Below are 15,755 nucleotides of genomic sequence, written 5' to 3' on the forward strand. Positions count from 1 at the left end.
TATGTTCACAAGAGGCAACCTCATGGCCCGTCGAGCGTTATCTTTCCCATTGCGTTCCCCGTACAATACCCCCTAAGATTGCCTGCTTTTTTTGGCCTGACTGGCTGTGATTAACGATCGAATGGTTACCGAGTAGCGTTATGCGTGTTCTGCTTGCCCCGATGGAAGGGGTTCTCGACTCATTAGTGCGAGAACTGCTGACTGAAGTAAATGATTATGACCTGTGCATCACCGAATTTTTACGCGTGGTGGATCAGTGCCTGCCGGTTAAATCCTTTTATCGCCTTTGCCCGGAATTACACCATGCCAGTCGCACGCCGTCGGGTACGCTGGTGCGCGTGCAGCTACTGGGACAATATCCACAGTGGCTGGCGGAAAATGCGGCGCGGGCGGTAGAACTGGGCTCGTATGGCGTCGATCTCAACTGTGGCTGCCCGTCGAAGCTGGTGAACGGCAGCGGAGGTGGGGCGACGCTGTTAAAAGATCCCGAGCTGATTTATCAAGGCGCAAAAGCGATGCGTGAGGCGGTGCCCGCACATTTGCCGGTCACGGTGAAAATCCGGCTGGGCTGGGATTCGGGCGCTCGCCAGTTTGAGATTGCCGATGCGGTACAGCAGGCGGGCGCAAGCGAACTGGCCGTGCATGGACGTACGAAGGAAGACGGCTACAAGGCCGAATGCATCAACTGGCAGGCGATAGGAGAAATCCGCCAGCGTCTGCGGATTCCGGTGATCGCCAACGGTGAAATCTGGGACTGGCAAAGCGCGCAGGACTGTATGGCGACAACGGGCTGCGACGCGGTGATGATCGGGCGGGGGGCGCTGAATGTGCCGAACCTGAGCCGCGTGATTAAGTATAACGAACCGCGTATGCCATGGCCTGAGGTCATGCTGCTGCTACAAAAATATGTACAGTTGGAAAAGCAGGGCGACACGGGATTGTATCATGTCGCACGCATCAAACAGTGGCTCGGCTACTTGCGTAAAGAGTACGACGACGCCACCGAATTATTCAGCGAGATCCGCACCTTGAAGACCTCGGCGGATATCGCCCGTGTGATTGATCATAAGAAATGGTGAGGTATAAAATGGCTATGTCCAGTGCTGATGGAGGGGGCGTTAATTATCCCCCCCCGATAAGGGTAGTTATTAATTAACGCCACCAAGAAAGTCTAGTTCGTCTTTATATGGCATTATTTGTTCATATATTTTATGATAGCTTCTTCCTATTGCCCCTCTAAACTGAACCAAGTTAGGCTTCGTGCTTCCTATATTTAATATATGGCTAATTGCGATCCCTGGATAAGGATCAATGAATACTATATCTTTTATTCCGAGTTGATATGCTTTTTTTGCGCATAGCTCACATGGACTGGCTGTAGTATACAATTTACCGCCTTCAATACCCATGCCCCCATACTTTGAAATCTGTAGGAAAGCATTTTCTTCAGCATGTAATGCTCGTGTGTGAACCTGATTTTTATCTAAGTCCACACTGTTTTTTAAGGTTTTAAAACAATAACTAAAATTGTATCCTGATATTTTATCTCCTTTGCTTTTGAATATTAAAAGCTTGTTTTTTGCTTTTTCTCTGAATTTTTTATCATTTCGTTCAAATTCACTGTAAGTGATTTTATCGAAATTATTGATAACACCGTCTAATGATCTAAGTGAACATGGGACTTGTCCTTTAGCGACATCATTCCATCCAATTGCTTTTACGGAATTATTGTTATCTGTAACAACTGCACCAACCTGACGTGATAGGCAACCTGAATTTAATTTAGCGGTAAAGGCTATTTGCATTACCCTTTCCATTGCTGTAGGTGTTATTAATCCTGGGTGTAACATTAAAGATATATACCAAGCTAATTGAGCTTTTAAAATATTATGATTTTCAAGTTCATTGCGTGAGTTAAATAAATGAATGTCTGATATTTCAATGCATCGCTTTACATTCTGCGATATGAATTCGAAGTAAGCATCTTTTTTTTTCTCCTTATAAGGCGCATTTTCCTCTGATGTGTTTATATTTGACTTTCTCCCTGATTCTCGAATGTCTAGGTCTTCTAATTGGTCACTTGTGAATTTATGAACATTTTGAAGATATTTTTTTCTATCTTTATCTTGAGCATTTATAGAAACCAAATGAAATGCTGAATATCTATCACGGAAAAATTTTACCTCATAAGGGTTTCTTATTGCATCAATCACAATAAATGTTTTATCATTTATTGATCTGAGTATTTTTATGATTCGATTAATTGTTTCTGGTAAGTGAAATACGTTTTCTGGATAGAAAGCTCCGTCCTCGTATTCGTGATTTATATCGCCACACTTTCTTATTGAATTCCCTGCATTTTGATATAATGATACATATAGTCCTTGGTGTAATTTATTAAGTTCTTTTTTGAATTTATTGGTAAAGACACGGATTAATTTCATGAATTTAATGAATGAACTTTTGTTATTGATTATTTCGTTAATGTTTTCATTGTGATTTACTATTTTTTCCAATATTTCTCTATAATAAATAATCTCACCTTCTTTAATTTTATTTCCTTTTGATATGGTGTCATAGTTTATTCTTGATGTGGAAAATACTCCAGTGGATAGCATGTTTCTAATTTCTCTATTTGTAATTCTTGAATTTAACTTTCCGACTGATAGAAAAATAAACTTCTCAATTTCGCCTATTTCTTTACTTAAAATATAAGCTGATATAAGATCGCTTACTTTTATTGAGTAAAACTTATTCCAGTTTTTAGATATGTAATTTTTTGTTATTTCATAGCGTTTTTTATCTAAGTTTTTGTAAAAGTCATTGAGTTGGTTTGAATCTGGAAAATCAGGCATTGTTGACTCCAGTATTGTAGCAGCAGTAGTACATCCTGAGCCTGTTCGTCCTGTTAGCCCAATTAAGATAAATTTACTATTTTCCATAAATAGCTTACTAATCATTTTTTCCATAATATTACCTTTTTGAAATAATTGCCGTAATTATGTCTTGTTAAATATTTTTATAACATTAAATATTTTTATGTGAAATGTTATTTTAAATTTTTATTTAAGCATAAACTAATAATCTCTTATGCATGGCACTATGATATGGACTGCTTAATAAAAATCACAAGAATGATAATGTAGTAAAATAATGTTATGTTGTTGCGAATAATTTAAGATATCTAAGGTGTTTTTATTAAGTGACAAGTATTTTATACATAATTGGATAATATTAGATAATTTTTAGTACGACGACGCCACCGAATTATTCAGCGAGATCCGCACCTTGAAGACCTCGGCGGATATCGCCCGTGTGATTGGTGAGCCATAGGCGCTCACCGCTTTTCCGTTCTCTGTTTCCCCGCACTGGATTTCCCCTTCTTGGTTTCCTGACAGTGTCTGTTCAGATTTAACGCACCTCATCGCTCTCCCGTTGGCCTGTACTTTACTTTACGAATCGGTTGACGGTATAACACTCCATCTATCTGGAAGTTTAGACGTCTATACCCGTCATACTTCAAGTTGCCTGTGCGTTGGCTGTGCTCACTCACCCGAATCACTTACCTGTGTAAGCTCATCGGGATTCCCTCACTTGCCGCCTTCATGCAACTCGAATTATTTAGGGTCTATACCGTTCAGCTGCATAAAGCAGGGCGGATACATTGATAAAGAAAGGTCATCATGGAACAACACGCATCAGGCACAGAAGGGCAGTTTAAGCGCACGATGAAAGCTCGCCATTTGGTGATGCTTTCGCTCGGCGGCGTCATCGGTACTGGCCTGTTTTTCAATACGGGCTACATTATTTCGACGACGGGCGCGGCCGGAACGCTATTGGCGTATCTGATCGGCGCGCTGGTGGTGTATCTGGTGATGCTGAGTCTGGGTGAGCTGTCCGTTGCCATGCCGGAAACTGGCGCGTTCCATGTGTATGCTTCCCGCTATCTCAGTCCCGCAACGGGCTATACCGTGGCGTGGCTGTATTGGCTGACGTGGACGGTTGCGTTGGGCTCCAGCCTGACCGCTGCCGGTTTTTGCATGCAGTATTGGTTCCCGCAGGTGCCGGTTTGGACCTGGTGCTTGCTGTTTTGTGTTCTGATCTATCTGCTGAATATTGTGTCGTCCCGCTTCTTTGCCGAAGGGGAATTCTGGTTCTCTATCATTAAAGTCGTCACGATTCTTGCCTTTATTGTGCTCGGCGCTGGCGCGATGTTTGGCTTTATTCCGATGCAGGATGGTTCACCCGCGCCGTTCTTCCAGAACATTACCGCGTCTGGCTGGTTTCCACACGGCGGCCTGCCGATTCTGATGACGATGGTGGCGGTGAACTTTGCCTTCTCCGGTACGGAGCTGATCGGTATCGCGGCTGGCGAAACCGAGAATCCGCAGAAGGTGGTGCCGATGGCGATTCGTACTACCGTCGCGCGGCTGGTGATTTTCTTTCTGGGGACGGTGCTGGTGTTGGCGGCGATCATTCCGATGGAAGAGGCCGGTATTGCTAAAAGCCCGTTTGTGCTGGTGTTTGAGAAGATTGGTATTCCCTACGCCGCCGACATTTTTAATTTCGTCATTTTGACGGCGATTCTGTCCGCTGCTAACTCAGGGCTGTATGCCTCGGGGCGTATGCTGTGGTCGCTGTCCAACGAAGGCACGTTGCCGCGCCGTTTTTCTCGTCTGACGCGCCGCGGTATTCCGCTCTTTGCTATTTCCGTCAGTATGCTGGGCGGGCTGTTGGCGCTGTTTTCCAGCGTGGTTGCACCGGATACCGTTTACGTGGCGCTGTCCGCGATTTCCGGCTTTGCCGTCGTGGCGGTGTGGCTGAGCATCTGCGCCTCGCACTACATGTTCCGTCGTCACCATGTCCGTACGGGAAAACCGCTTTCCGACCTGCAATATCGCGCACCCTGGTTCCCGATCACGCCGATTCTTGGCTTCCTGCTCTGCCTGCTGGCCTGTGTCGGGCTGGCGTTTGACCCAAGCCAGCGGATTGCACTGTGGTGTGGAATTCCGTTTGTCGCGCTGTGTTACGGTGCTTATTATTTCACGCAGTCAATGAAGAAACGTAGATTAACGGGAGTGGAAGACATTGCGTAAAAATACGGTTACCGAAATGCTGGCGACGGCATCAACGATTGTGCTGGACGGTGCGTTGGCAACCGAACTGGAAGCGCGCGGCTGTGATTTAACGGATCCGCTGTGGTCGGCGAAAGTGCTGGTTGAAAATCCGGCGCTGATTTATCAGGTGCACCTCGATTATTTCAAAGCCGGGGCGCAGTGTGCGATTACGGCCAGCTATCAGGCGACGCCGCAAGGGTTTGAGGCGCGCGGGTATAGTGAAGCAGAATCACTGGCGCTGATTGCCAAGAGCGTACAGCTGGCGGCGCAGGCGCGGGATGATTACCGTCGCGATAATCCGCAGGCTGGGACGCTGCTGGTGGCGGGATCGGTGGGGCCGTACGGTGCCTATCTGGCGGATGGTTCGGAGTATCGTGGCGATTACCAACTACCACAGGCCGAGATGATGGCGTTTCATCGGCCGCGTATGGCGGCACTGCATGAGGCGGGTGCCGATCTGCTGGCCTGCGAGACGCTGCCGTCTTTCGCTGAAATAGAGGCGCTGATTGCGCTACTGGCCGAGTTCCCTCAGGCGCAGGCCTGGTTCTCCTTCACGCTGCGTGACAGCGAACACCTCAGCGACGGCACGCCATTGCGCACGGTGCTGGCGCGGGTCAACGCCTGCTCTCAGGTGGTCGCTGCGGGTATCAACTGCATCGCGCTGGAAAACGTGACGCCCGCGCTGACGCACCTGTCCTCGCTGACGGATTTGCCGTTGGTGGTTTATCCCAATTCCGGCGAGCAGTATGATGCGGTAACGAAAACCTGGAGCAGCACTCACGATGATGCCTGCTCGTTGACCGCGTATTTGCCCGAGTGGCAGGTAGCAGGCGCACGCTTGATTGGCGGCTGTTGCCGAACCACGCCCGCGGATATCGCTGGTATTGCACGCTGCTGCCAACACGAGAGTCAGCACTAAATAAGAGGGAGGCCGTGATGGAAAATGATGTGAACCTGCAACAGGCGTACTCGCTTGCCAGACAGCGCGTCGCGCCGGATGTGCCGGTAACAGTACTGTATATTGGCGAAGAGTTGACGACCGTCGTCTGTGGGACGGCATCACAACCGTCGGCAACCCTGCAATTAACCATCGGTTTTGACAAAACGGCAGCGGCATTTTTTAAGCATCTTCCCCCAACGCCGGACGAAATGGAGCTGGCGATCATGGCGGTTGAGGATGAAGTGACACGTATTCGCCACGACATCCCTGCGGATTCCGCTCTGTTTTCTTTCGACCCCGCATTGGTGACCCTTGCACAGGTTTCGGGAGCAGAAGAAGAGGACGCAGGCTGGCGTTTGCCACAGGATGATATGGAGCGGACATTTAAACGTCTGGAACGCGTCATGCTGGGGAGCCCGGCGACCTGGGAAGGGATTCCGCTAGAGAACGCCTTCTCCGCCCGATTGCTGATTTTGCGTGAGTTTATGCACCATCACGGCTTCGATTCTGCACTGATTCTGCTATTACCTACCGTTGCGGCGTGAAGAACTAGCGGTTTTTCCCTTCTCAGCTATTATTAACGGCGGTCAGCGTCCAGCAAGGATTCTGACCGCATTTTTTTGCTGGGAAATCGCCAATAGCATTCGTCAACAGATATTCGTTGCCTGGAAATTGCGCTCGCATATCTGACGTTGTAAGGTAATAACGCCGCATGATTATCGCGGTGACAGGACGTAAGGTGTTAATCAAGGAGGGTGAGAGGACGGCCATTCGGCCATATTATGTTACCTGTATGATCTATTTTGCGGATGACTGAACCATTATTATCTTGAATTTCCGTATGACAGCATAATAAAACGCTGTTCTATATTGCGGAGAGTCAATTTTATTTCAGGGAATCCAGTGAGGGAAAGAACATGGTTGAACATTTCACAGGGAAATATGAAGTTGAGCTTAAATTTCGCATCGACGATATAGCTGTTTTCAGGAATACGCTTTTTAGCCTTCATCCTGAGGCTTTTGTCTTTGAAAATAAAGAACATGATATTTATTACGATGATGCAGAGAATCGTCTGCAACAGCAGAATATCAAAATGCAGGTGCGCCGCATGGAGCCGTCGGGGATTAAGCTCTGGATTGTGAAAGGGCCGGGCGTCGATCGCTGTGAAGCGGTTAATGTCGAGGACTTTGAAAAAACCGACAGCATGCTACAGACCCTAGGGTATCGGCCCCTTTTTGAAATTCATAAAATCCGCAGTATCTACTTTTTAAACGCCTTCCATATTACGCTCGATTATATTGAATCACTGGGTTATTTCGTCGAAATATCGGTGATGACCGATGATGAAACCCAGTTGAAAGCACTCAGGGATCGGTGTATAGAGTGTGCGCTACGGCTTAAATTGTCGTTGGATAATATTGAAACGAAATCTTATTATCAATTATTAGGTTTTAATTAATTGTTCTATTCTGGTTATTGAATTGTTGTTTTTATTGTTCGATTTGCACACGGGGAAATGATGAAAAAATCTATTTCGGCAGTGCTTGCCACGTTAGTGATGGCTTTTTCTCTGTCCGTTCATGGTAGCGATGTGGCGCACTATAAAGACGGTGCCTACATCGGTAAAGCGCAGGGGAAGGCGGCAGAAGTTGAGGTCACGGTCAGCATTAAAGACGGGAAGATTGCCAATGCTGAAGTGCTGAAGCATGGCGATACCGAAGCGATGATGTTGAGCGCGACGGATCAAATTGTGCCGGAGCTCATTGAGAAGCAGGATATTAACAAGGTGGATGCGGTAACGGGGGCAACGTTATCGAGTCAGGGCGTGATTAATGCGGTGAAACAAGCGCTGGAACAGGCCAAAATCACGCCGTAGTCGCACTGGTTTGTTGGCTGATGAAGGCTTAATTAATGAAGGCCTTAGTGATGAAGGAATAGTACTGCCGTGGAAAACCTGCTGATTATTTTGCGTCACACGCCTTATTGGGTGTGGATCGTTTTGGGTTATCTGATTTATGCCGGCGTAAAAGCCAGTCAGCCACGGCAGCAATCGTTGATGCGGATGTTGGTTGTGCCGATGATTTTCATGGTGTGGGGCATCAGTGCGATTTTTCATACGCTGCGGCTCCCGCTTGCAGCGGCGGGCGGATTTCTGCTGGCGTTGATCATTGGGCTGGGCATCGGATGGGCGTGGGGGAAGACGTCAGGCATTTACTTGCTGGAATCGCGACGTTTTCAACGCACCGGTTCGTGGTGGTCGCTGGTCTTGATGCTGCTGACGTTTTGTTCTCATTTCTACTTTTCCGTCCAGTTGGCTCTGTTTCCCGCGTTGGCGCATGACCCTGTATTCTGCCTACTGTCCGGTGCGGCAAGTGGGATTACCGCAGGGATATTCAGCGGCGTCAGCCTGCGTCTGCTCAACCACATGCGCAAAATAAGACCGTCTCTGACGTAACATGATAAAAAACAGTAAGTTGCTCAAACCGTCTGTCAACATTTGTCACAAAGCTTTTCTGCTGTATGAGTGCGCAGGGAAGGGCGGTAAATTATAATGCCGATGCCCATCCCTTTCATTTAACAGAATACTGTTTAAGTTATTGAAGAATGACTAAAAATTTTAAGCTTTCTCTTTTTGGCCTGTTGGTGCTATCAACCCATGCAGTGATGTTGCCTCAGGCTGTGGCGAAAGCGCCGACGTACTCCGCTGGCACTGCGCATCAGGAAATTGCTTCCGGTAGCGCCATGGTGGTGGATCTACGTGATAACCACATCCTTTATTCCAGCAATCCTGATGTGGTGGTGCCGATTGCTTCGGTGACGAAACTGATGACGGCGCTGGTGGTGCTGGATGCCAATCAACCGCTGGATGAAATCATCTCTGTCGATATTAGCCAGACGAAAGAAATGAAAGGGGTCTACTCGCGCGTTCGTCTGAACAGTGAGATCAGCCGCCGTGACATGCTGCTACTGGCGCTGATGTCATCAGAAAACCGCGCGGCGGCCAGTCTGGCGCACCACTACCCGGGCGGCTATCAGGCGTTTATCCGCGCGATGAATGCTAAAGCCCGTGCGTTGGGGATGACCCACACGCGTTATGTAGAACCGACTGGGCTGTCTATCAATAATGTCTCGACTGCCCGCGATCTCACCAAGCTCTTGATTGCCAGCAAGCAATATCCGCTGCTGGGCCAGCTTAGTACCACGCAGGAGAAAACGGCGACGTTCTCCCACCCAGCGTACAGCCAGCCGTTCAGAAACACGAATCATCTGGTCTATAAAGAGGACTGGAGCATTCAGTTGACTAAAACGGGCTTCACGAATCAGGCGGGGCACTGTCTGGTGATGCGTACGGTCATTAATCAGCGGCCTGTTGCGCTGGTGGTGTTGGATGCCTTCGGTAAATACACGCACTTTGCGGATGCTAACCGCCTGCGTAAGTGGATTGAAACCGGTAAGGTCAGCGAGGTGCCTGCCGCCGCGTTGAGCTATAAGAAACAAAAATCGCTGGCTTCCCGCCAACCGCAGAGCATGGCGAACATCGAAACCGAATGACAGGTTCCCCCTTCCCAATGCTGTGGGAGGGGGACGTTTTGACGGTGGTCAAACAGGTCACCACCTGCGGTGGCGCTAGGCGCGAGCGCGAAAATCCTCTATCACTTCACCCGCTTTTTTCACTTCATCATCATGCTCAGCTTCACGCCAGGTTTCTGCTAATGCATCCTGTAGCCAACGCTGCATGGCAGGCTGTGCTAACAGATGCTCGCAATAGGCAGCGGCTTCCGGCGAAACGGTCAGTTGATAGGTTTTGATGCGGAAGACAACTGGCGCAAAGAAGGCGTCCACGGCCGAAAACTGTTCTCCTGCCAGAAACGGTCCGCCAAAGCGCGTCAGCCCTTCCTGCCACAGTTCGCAGATGCGGTTAATGTCGTTACTGAGGGCAGGCGATATTTCGTTCATTTTAACGCGCACGCCGCAGCTCATGGAGCAGATGTTACGCAGTGCGGTAAAGCCAGAATGCATTTCGGCAGCGGCACAGCGTGCCCAGGCGCGGGTTTTGGCATCAGCAGGCCAGACGCCGAGGTGCTGTTCAGCCAGATATTCGGTAATCGCCAACGAATCCCAGACAGTGGTCTCGCCATCGATCAGGCAGGGGACTTTTGCCGTCGGCGAAAAGGCCTTAAATGCCGGCTGTGCCATGCCCGGCGCAAAAGCAACCAGTTTCTCTTCGAAAGGAATCGACAGTGCTTTCAACAGCACCCACGGACGCAGTGACCAAGAGGAATAGTTTTTATTGGCGATATACAGCTGATACATGTCTGAGGCTCCTTGTGTTAACGAAGCCTTAGCATTAGCACGAAAGGTGGGAGAAATCATCTTCCTCTCCGTGGTCCATCTACCGGTTTTGCGCGTCGCTATCAGGATGATGATGCAAACGGAAGGCGCTGAATGTGAGTTTTGCGTATCGTTTAGCATTATTCTTGCAGTTTTTATTAAATGAAACCTCAATAAATGCACTATATTACGCGCTGTGCATTTGAGTGCGTCGGTGCGGCAACCACTATCGGGAAGCCTTATTCGCTTAAGGCAGGAGAAGGTGTTTTTCGCCTTGTCAGAGAAGGGATGTGACCGTCGGAATCTTCAACCTGTCTTGTGCTTCAGCGCTCTCTTTCTGACTCTGACGCCTGGATTGACTGGGTCTTTATAACGAATGAAATGGCTTACTTCACTGACTATAGCAATTGGACTTGCCTGTAATCCGGCGTTTGCGCAGGAGCTGACGTCTGCGCCAGCCTCAATATCGCCTTCACATCAGCAACGTGATGCGTTTGTCACGGATTTGCTGAAGAAAATGACGCTGGAAGAGAAAATCGGCCAGCTCCGATTAATCAGCGTCGGGACGGATAACCCGAAAGAAGCCATTCGGGAAATGATTAGAAACGGCCAGGTTGGCGCGATTTTTAATACAGTGACCCGTCCAGATATCCGTGAGATGCAAGATCAGGTTATGCAGCTCAGTCGCCTGAAAATTCCGCTGTTTTTCGCCTACGATGTGGTGCATGGCCAGCGCACGATTTTCCCTATCGCGCTGGGGCTAGCCTCCAGTTGGGATATGGACGCGATTGCGAAAAGTGCGCGCGTAGCGGCGTATGAAGCGACGGAAGACGGTCTGAACATGACCTGGGCGCCGATGGTGGATATCACCCGCGATCCGCGCTGGGGCCGCGTTTCAGAAGGCTTCGGTGAAGATACTTGGTTGACCAGTAAAATTGCCGGTGTGGTAGTCAAATCCTTTCAGGGCGATGACGTAACCGGACGCCACTCGCTGATGACCAGCGTAAAACACTACGCGCTCTACGGTGCGGTGGAAGGCGGACGTGACTATAACACCGTGGATATGAGCCCTCAGCGCATGTTCCAAGACTATATGCCGCCTTACAAAGCGGCGATTGACGCGGGCAGCAGCGGCGTGATGGTTGCGTTGAACTCAATCAACGGTACGCCAGCCACCTCAAATAGCTGGTTGCTGAAAGAGGTTCTGCGCGATCAGTGGAATTTCAAAGGCATCACCATTACCGATCACGGCGCGATTAAAGAGCTGATTAAGCACGGTGTGGCCAGCGATCCGCGTGATGCATCGCGTCTGGCGATTAAATCCGGTATCGGCATGAGCATGAGCGACGAGTATTTCGTGCGCTATCTGCCTGAGCTGGTGAAAAGTGGGGCGGTGAGCGTGCAGGAGATTGACGATGCCAGCCGTCAGGTGCTGAACGTGAAATACGATATGGGGCTGTTTGAAGATCCGTATCGTCATTTGGGGCCAGTCGGTTCCGATCCGGTAGATACTAACGCGGAAAGTCGCTTACACCGTCTGGACGCGCGTGACGTGGCGCGTAAGAGTCTGGTGCTGTTGAAAAACCGCCTACAAACGCTGCCGTTGAAGAAAGAAGGCACGATTGCCGTTGTGGGGCCATTGGCTGACAGCCAGCGCGATACGATGGGAAGCTGGTCTGCCGCAGGCGTCACGAAACAGACGATTACCGTTTATCAGGGCCTGAAGAATGCCGTCGGCGATAAAGCCACCATTCTTTATGCTAAAGGTGCCAACGTCAGTAATCACAAAGGCATTATCGATTTCCTGAATCAGTATGAAGATGCCGTTCAGGTGGATAAACGTCCTCCGCAGGTCATGATCGATGAAGCCGTAGCCGCAGCGAAGAAGGCGGATGTGGTGGTTGCCGTCGTTGGTGAAGCGGCCGGGATGGCGCATGAAGCATCTAGCCGTTCGAACATCGACCTGCCGCAAGGCCAGCGTGACCTGATTGCGGCGCTGAAAGCCACAGGTAAACCGCTGGTTCTGGTGCTGATGAACGGACGCCCTCTGGCGCTAGTGCGTGAAGATCAGCAAGCCGATGCGTTACTGGAAACCTGGTTTAGCGGTACGGAAGGCGGCAATGCGATCGCCGATGTGCTGTTTGGCGACTATAACCCATCTGGCAAACTGCCGATGTCCTTCCCACGCTCCGTCGGCCAGATCCCGATTTATTACAATCACCTGCCGTCAGGTCGTCCTTACACGCCGGAAAACCCAGGCAAATATACGTCTCACTACTACGATGAAGCTAATGGGCCGCTCTATCCGTTTGGTTACGGCCTGAGCTACACCACGTTTAGTGTGTCAGACGTGCGTTTATCCAGCCAGACGATGAAGCGTAACGGGACGATCAACGCCAGCGTCACGGTGAAAAACACCGGCAACCGCGCAGGGGAAACGGTCGTACAGCTGTATCTCCATGATGTGGTGGCTTCCATCAGCCGTCCGCTGAAAGAGCTGCGTGGTTTTGAGAAAGTGATGCTACAGCCGGGAGAATCCCGCACGGTCACCTTCACGCTCGATCAGGACGCACTGAAGTTCTACAATGCTCGCATGCAGCAGGTGGTGGAACCTGGCAAATTCGACGTGATGATTGGTCTGGATTCACAGCGTGTGAAGAGCGACAGCTTCACCCTGCTATAATGACGTTTGTCTCGCCGCCGAAAATTCCGGCGGCGAGACGCATTGTGATGATCGTAATACAGTGTGATTGCCGGAGAATCAGGTATTGCAGGAGAAAGGTATGCCGTTGACTGAAGTGGTGCTGGTTGATGAAAATGACAGGCCAACGGGCGTAATGGAAAAACAGGAAGCGCATGTAAAAGGAGTATTACATCGTGCGATTACCGTCTATGTTTTCAACTCTCGCCAGCAGTTGTTATTGCAGCAGCGGGCAGTGGAGAAATACCACAGCGGCGGTTTATGGAGTAATACCTGCTGTAGCCACCCTGCGCCCGGTGAAGAGACGTTGCAGGCAGCACATCGCCGCTTGTATGAAGAAATGGGGCTACGCTGTGCGCTAACGCCGATGTTTACGCTGACCTATCGTTTGCCGCTGGATAACGGGCTGATTGAGCATGAACTGGGGCATGTGTATTTTGGCGTGACGGACGACGTTCCGCAGATGAATCCCGATGAAGTGTCGAACTATGCGTACGAGTCGATAGACGAGATTGCACAGCGGATGGCGACGACGCCCGACCAGTTTACGGCCTGGTTCCAACTGACCTTCGCGCGTATTCCTGATTACTGGCAGACGTTTCAGTCAGAACAGTCGCATGAGTTAAAACAGTCACATTAGTTAAAAAATCACGCTAGCCCGAACAACCACGTTAGCCTGAACAGTCACGTTAGCCTAAATAACCGCGTTAATTGCCGCGTTTCCGTGCGGCACTGTTCGTGCATTCTTACTGTAAATTTGTGCTGTAAGATAGGGGGAGCGCTGCGGGCCGAAAGCCTCAGCCCGCGTGCTCGATAATAATGTAGCCCACCAGCATCATGCCAGACATTCCACCTAAGGCGAGCAGGGCAAAAAGACCGATAATGCCGATTTTTTGAAGAGTCATCAGGTTATCCTTTTGTTAACTGCTCCGAATTATAAAGCCTTCCGCCCATGAAACAAGGCCGAAACGCTCCGCGCTTTTTAACTGCCCTTCATTATCGGAATATCTATTAGCGAAATAACAATTACCGAAATAACAACAGCAGACCGAAAAACATCAGAATGACGCCGGCTCCGCGCTCAATCGGGTTAAGCCAGCGGGTTAAACGCTGCTGAATCAGCGGGCGAGCGATCAGCGCGGCGATCAGCAGATCCCACACCAGAACGACAGAAAACATCCAGCTACCGCTGACGAATTGCTGCGTAGGTGTCACATGTTGCCCAAGAATACTGGTCATCAGGCTGATGTAGAACAGCATGTTCTTGGGGTTCAACAGTGCTGAACCGAGCCCCAGCAGGATTTGTTTACGCAGCGTCGGGCAACGGTCGGACTGCTGTTCTGCCTGTAGCGATAGCACAGAACGACTTTTCACTAACTGATAGCCAACCCAGAGCAGATAAGCGGCACCGCCTAACTCGATGAGGGTAAACAGTGTGGGTGAATGTTGAATGCCTGCCCAGCCTATCACCGCCAGCAGAATGTAAATGCCGTTGCCCAGTGCGATACCCAGACAAATTCCCGCACTGCCGCGCAGTCGGTAGCGAATGGCATAGGCCGTCAGCAGAAAGAAGTCTGGGCCAGGACTTAGTAGCGCCACAAAATGCGCCAAGGCCAGAGCCGGAAAGTGGTTGGGAAAGAGCGAATCGACGGAAAAAAGGGTATGGATAAACATGATATTTCTGACCTCGATAAGTAATCGAGGTCAGTCTAGACAAGGCGTTCCGCTATTTATTGTCAAATATTGATCGCGCGTACTGACCCGGTGTCGCGGCGGTGTATTGCACAAACGTTTTGTGGAAATGGCTTTGATCGCAGAAGCCGCTTTGATAGCTGGCATCAACCAATGGCGTGCCCTGTTTCAGTAGCGATTTAGCATACTCAATACGAGCATTATTCAGGAAGGCCATCGGTGTAATGCCGGTATCGTGACGAAACTGTCGCACGATGGTTTCACGCCGCAGATTCAGCTCCTCCGCCAGCGTTTCCAGCGAGGGCGATTCTTGTAAATTATTCAACAGACGTTCGCGTACGTGTCGCGTCGTGGCTTGCGAAGCATGATGGGGTAAGACGGGCAAACAGGACGGTGCAGGCTGGCAATATTGTCGCCAAATGGGTTCGAGCATCGCTTTGAGCTGGTTATCTGCCGATGTTATGTCTCCCCGATACAGCAGGGCAACCACGTGCTGATAACGTATAAACAGTGCGGGATCACGCAGAACAACGCGGTTGCAATGCAAGGTCTCCGCCCGATAACCACAGTGAGCTGCGATCTGATCGAGGCACCATTCGGTATCCAGATAAAGCATGTGATAACTGCGTGTTTTTCCGGGAAGTGGATTACAGCTGTGCGGCTGTTGAGGATCGATGAAGATCAGATCGCCAACCTGCAAGTGATGCATTTCATTGCGGTAATGGCAAAGCGTTTCGCCGTGTTCTATCGCGCCAATCGAGAATTGCGCATGGCTGTGTGTTTTATAGGCGTGGCTGCTGTTGCGCGTGCTGCGGCTTTCGACATGTGGTAATTGTGGCGAAAACCAGTACGATTGGTTAATTGTGTGGGCTGAAGACATAATTTACCGCTCGTGACAAATATGGGACTTAACCCTAATCGCTGGGCAGACGATTGTCGAGGTCGGAATTGTCGCGAACGTGATATCGGCTG

The 15,755-nt window shown here is 49.8% G+C and carries 15 protein-coding genes; 10 read left to right on the forward strand and 5 right to left on the reverse strand.

The window, feature by feature from the left end; all coding sequences use genetic code 11:
• Positions 1-140 precede the first annotated feature (140 nt).
• Positions 141-1,079, forward strand: a complete 939-nt coding sequence (dusC, locus tag EIP93_RS08980) for a tRNA dihydrouridine(16) synthase DusC (protein ID WP_125232602.1) — start codon at positions 141-143, stop codon at positions 1,077-1,079.
• Between the two features lie 69 nt (positions 1,080-1,148).
• Here the strand turns inward: dusC and EIP93_RS08985 are convergent, their stop codons facing one another.
• Complete coding sequence (locus EIP93_RS08985; RefSeq protein ID WP_125232603.1) at positions 1,149-2,969, reverse strand: anti-phage dCTP deaminase; 1,821 nt, start codon at positions 2,967-2,969, stop codon at positions 1,149-1,151.
• A 714-nt stretch (positions 2,970-3,683) separates the two neighbouring features.
• On the opposite strand from EIP93_RS08985, the gene mmuP reads away from it, so the two are divergent.
• From mmuP to pbpG, 7 genes are all read left to right on the forward strand, one after another.
• On the forward strand, positions 3,684-5,096 hold the full coding sequence (gene mmuP / locus EIP93_RS08990; RefSeq protein ID WP_116585818.1) for an S-methylmethionine permease: 1,413 nt from the start codon (positions 3,684-3,686) through the stop codon (positions 5,094-5,096).
• Positions 5,089-6,036: a homocysteine S-methyltransferase gene (gene mmuM / locus EIP93_RS08995; protein WP_116585817.1), complete on the forward strand. Its 948-nt coding sequence runs from the start codon at positions 5,089-5,091 to the stop codon at positions 6,034-6,036. The genes mmuP and mmuM overlap by 8 nt, the downstream gene beginning before the upstream one ends.
• Positions 6,037-6,053: 17 nt before the next feature.
• Positions 6,054-6,602 (forward strand): hypothetical protein, encoded by a 549-nt coding sequence (locus tag EIP93_RS09000; protein ID WP_125232604.1) that lies wholly within the window; start codon positions 6,054-6,056, stop codon positions 6,600-6,602.
• A gap of 372 nt (positions 6,603-6,974) precedes the next feature.
• On the forward strand, positions 6,975-7,517 hold the full coding sequence (gene cyaB / locus EIP93_RS09005; RefSeq protein ID WP_103861014.1) for a class IV adenylate cyclase: 543 nt from the start codon (positions 6,975-6,977) through the stop codon (positions 7,515-7,517).
• A gap of 60 nt (positions 7,518-7,577) precedes the next feature.
• Positions 7,578-7,934, forward strand: coding sequence for an FMN-binding protein (locus tag EIP93_RS09010; protein WP_107333041.1), 357 nt, complete (start codon positions 7,578-7,580; stop codon positions 7,932-7,934).
• Between the two features lie 69 nt (positions 7,935-8,003).
• Entirely contained in the window at positions 8,004-8,513 is a 510-nt protein-coding gene (locus EIP93_RS09015; RefSeq protein WP_103861012.1) for a DUF6622 family protein, read from the forward strand.
• A 149-nt stretch (positions 8,514-8,662) separates the two neighbouring features.
• Complete coding sequence (gene pbpG, locus EIP93_RS09020; protein WP_103861011.1) at positions 8,663-9,610, forward strand: D-alanyl-D-alanine endopeptidase; 948 nt, start codon at positions 8,663-8,665, stop codon at positions 9,608-9,610.
• A 75-nt stretch (positions 9,611-9,685) separates the two neighbouring features.
• On the opposite strand, the gene EIP93_RS09025 is transcribed toward pbpG, so the two are convergent.
• Entirely contained in the window at positions 9,686-10,372 is a 687-nt protein-coding gene (locus EIP93_RS09025; RefSeq protein ID WP_109226128.1) for a glutathione S-transferase family protein, read from the reverse strand.
• Between the two features lie 394 nt (positions 10,373-10,766).
• Between EIP93_RS09025 and bglX the strand changes: the two genes are divergently transcribed.
• On the forward strand, positions 10,767-13,073 hold the full coding sequence (gene bglX / locus EIP93_RS09030; protein ID WP_103971156.1) for a beta-glucosidase BglX: 2,307 nt from the start codon (positions 10,767-10,769) through the stop codon (positions 13,071-13,073).
• A gap of 100 nt (positions 13,074-13,173) precedes the next feature.
• A complete protein-coding gene (gene idi / locus EIP93_RS09035; RefSeq protein WP_125232605.1) occupies positions 13,174-13,731 on the forward strand; it encodes an isopentenyl-diphosphate Delta-isomerase in 558 nt (185 codons plus the stop codon).
• 157 nt (positions 13,732-13,888) lie between these two features.
• Here the strand turns inward: idi and EIP93_RS23145 are convergent, their stop codons facing one another.
• From EIP93_RS23145 to EIP93_RS09045, 3 genes are all read right to left on the reverse strand, one after another.
• Positions 13,889-13,996 (reverse strand): membrane protein, encoded by a 108-nt coding sequence (locus tag EIP93_RS23145; RefSeq protein ID WP_010297573.1) that lies wholly within the window; start codon positions 13,994-13,996, stop codon positions 13,889-13,891.
• 121 nt (positions 13,997-14,117) lie between these two features.
• A complete protein-coding gene (locus EIP93_RS09040) occupies positions 14,118-14,765 on the reverse strand; it encodes a LysE family translocator (protein WP_103861007.1) in 648 nt (215 codons plus the stop codon).
• 52 nt (positions 14,766-14,817) lie between these two features.
• Entirely contained in the window at positions 14,818-15,663 is an 846-nt protein-coding gene (locus EIP93_RS09045) for a helix-turn-helix domain-containing protein (protein ID WP_125232606.1), read from the reverse strand.
• Positions 15,664-15,755 lie beyond the last annotated feature (92 nt).

The organism is Pectobacterium versatile (assembly GCF_003932035.1).
GTDB classification, from domain to species: Bacteria; Pseudomonadota; Gammaproteobacteria; order Enterobacterales; family Enterobacteriaceae; genus Pectobacterium; species Pectobacterium versatile.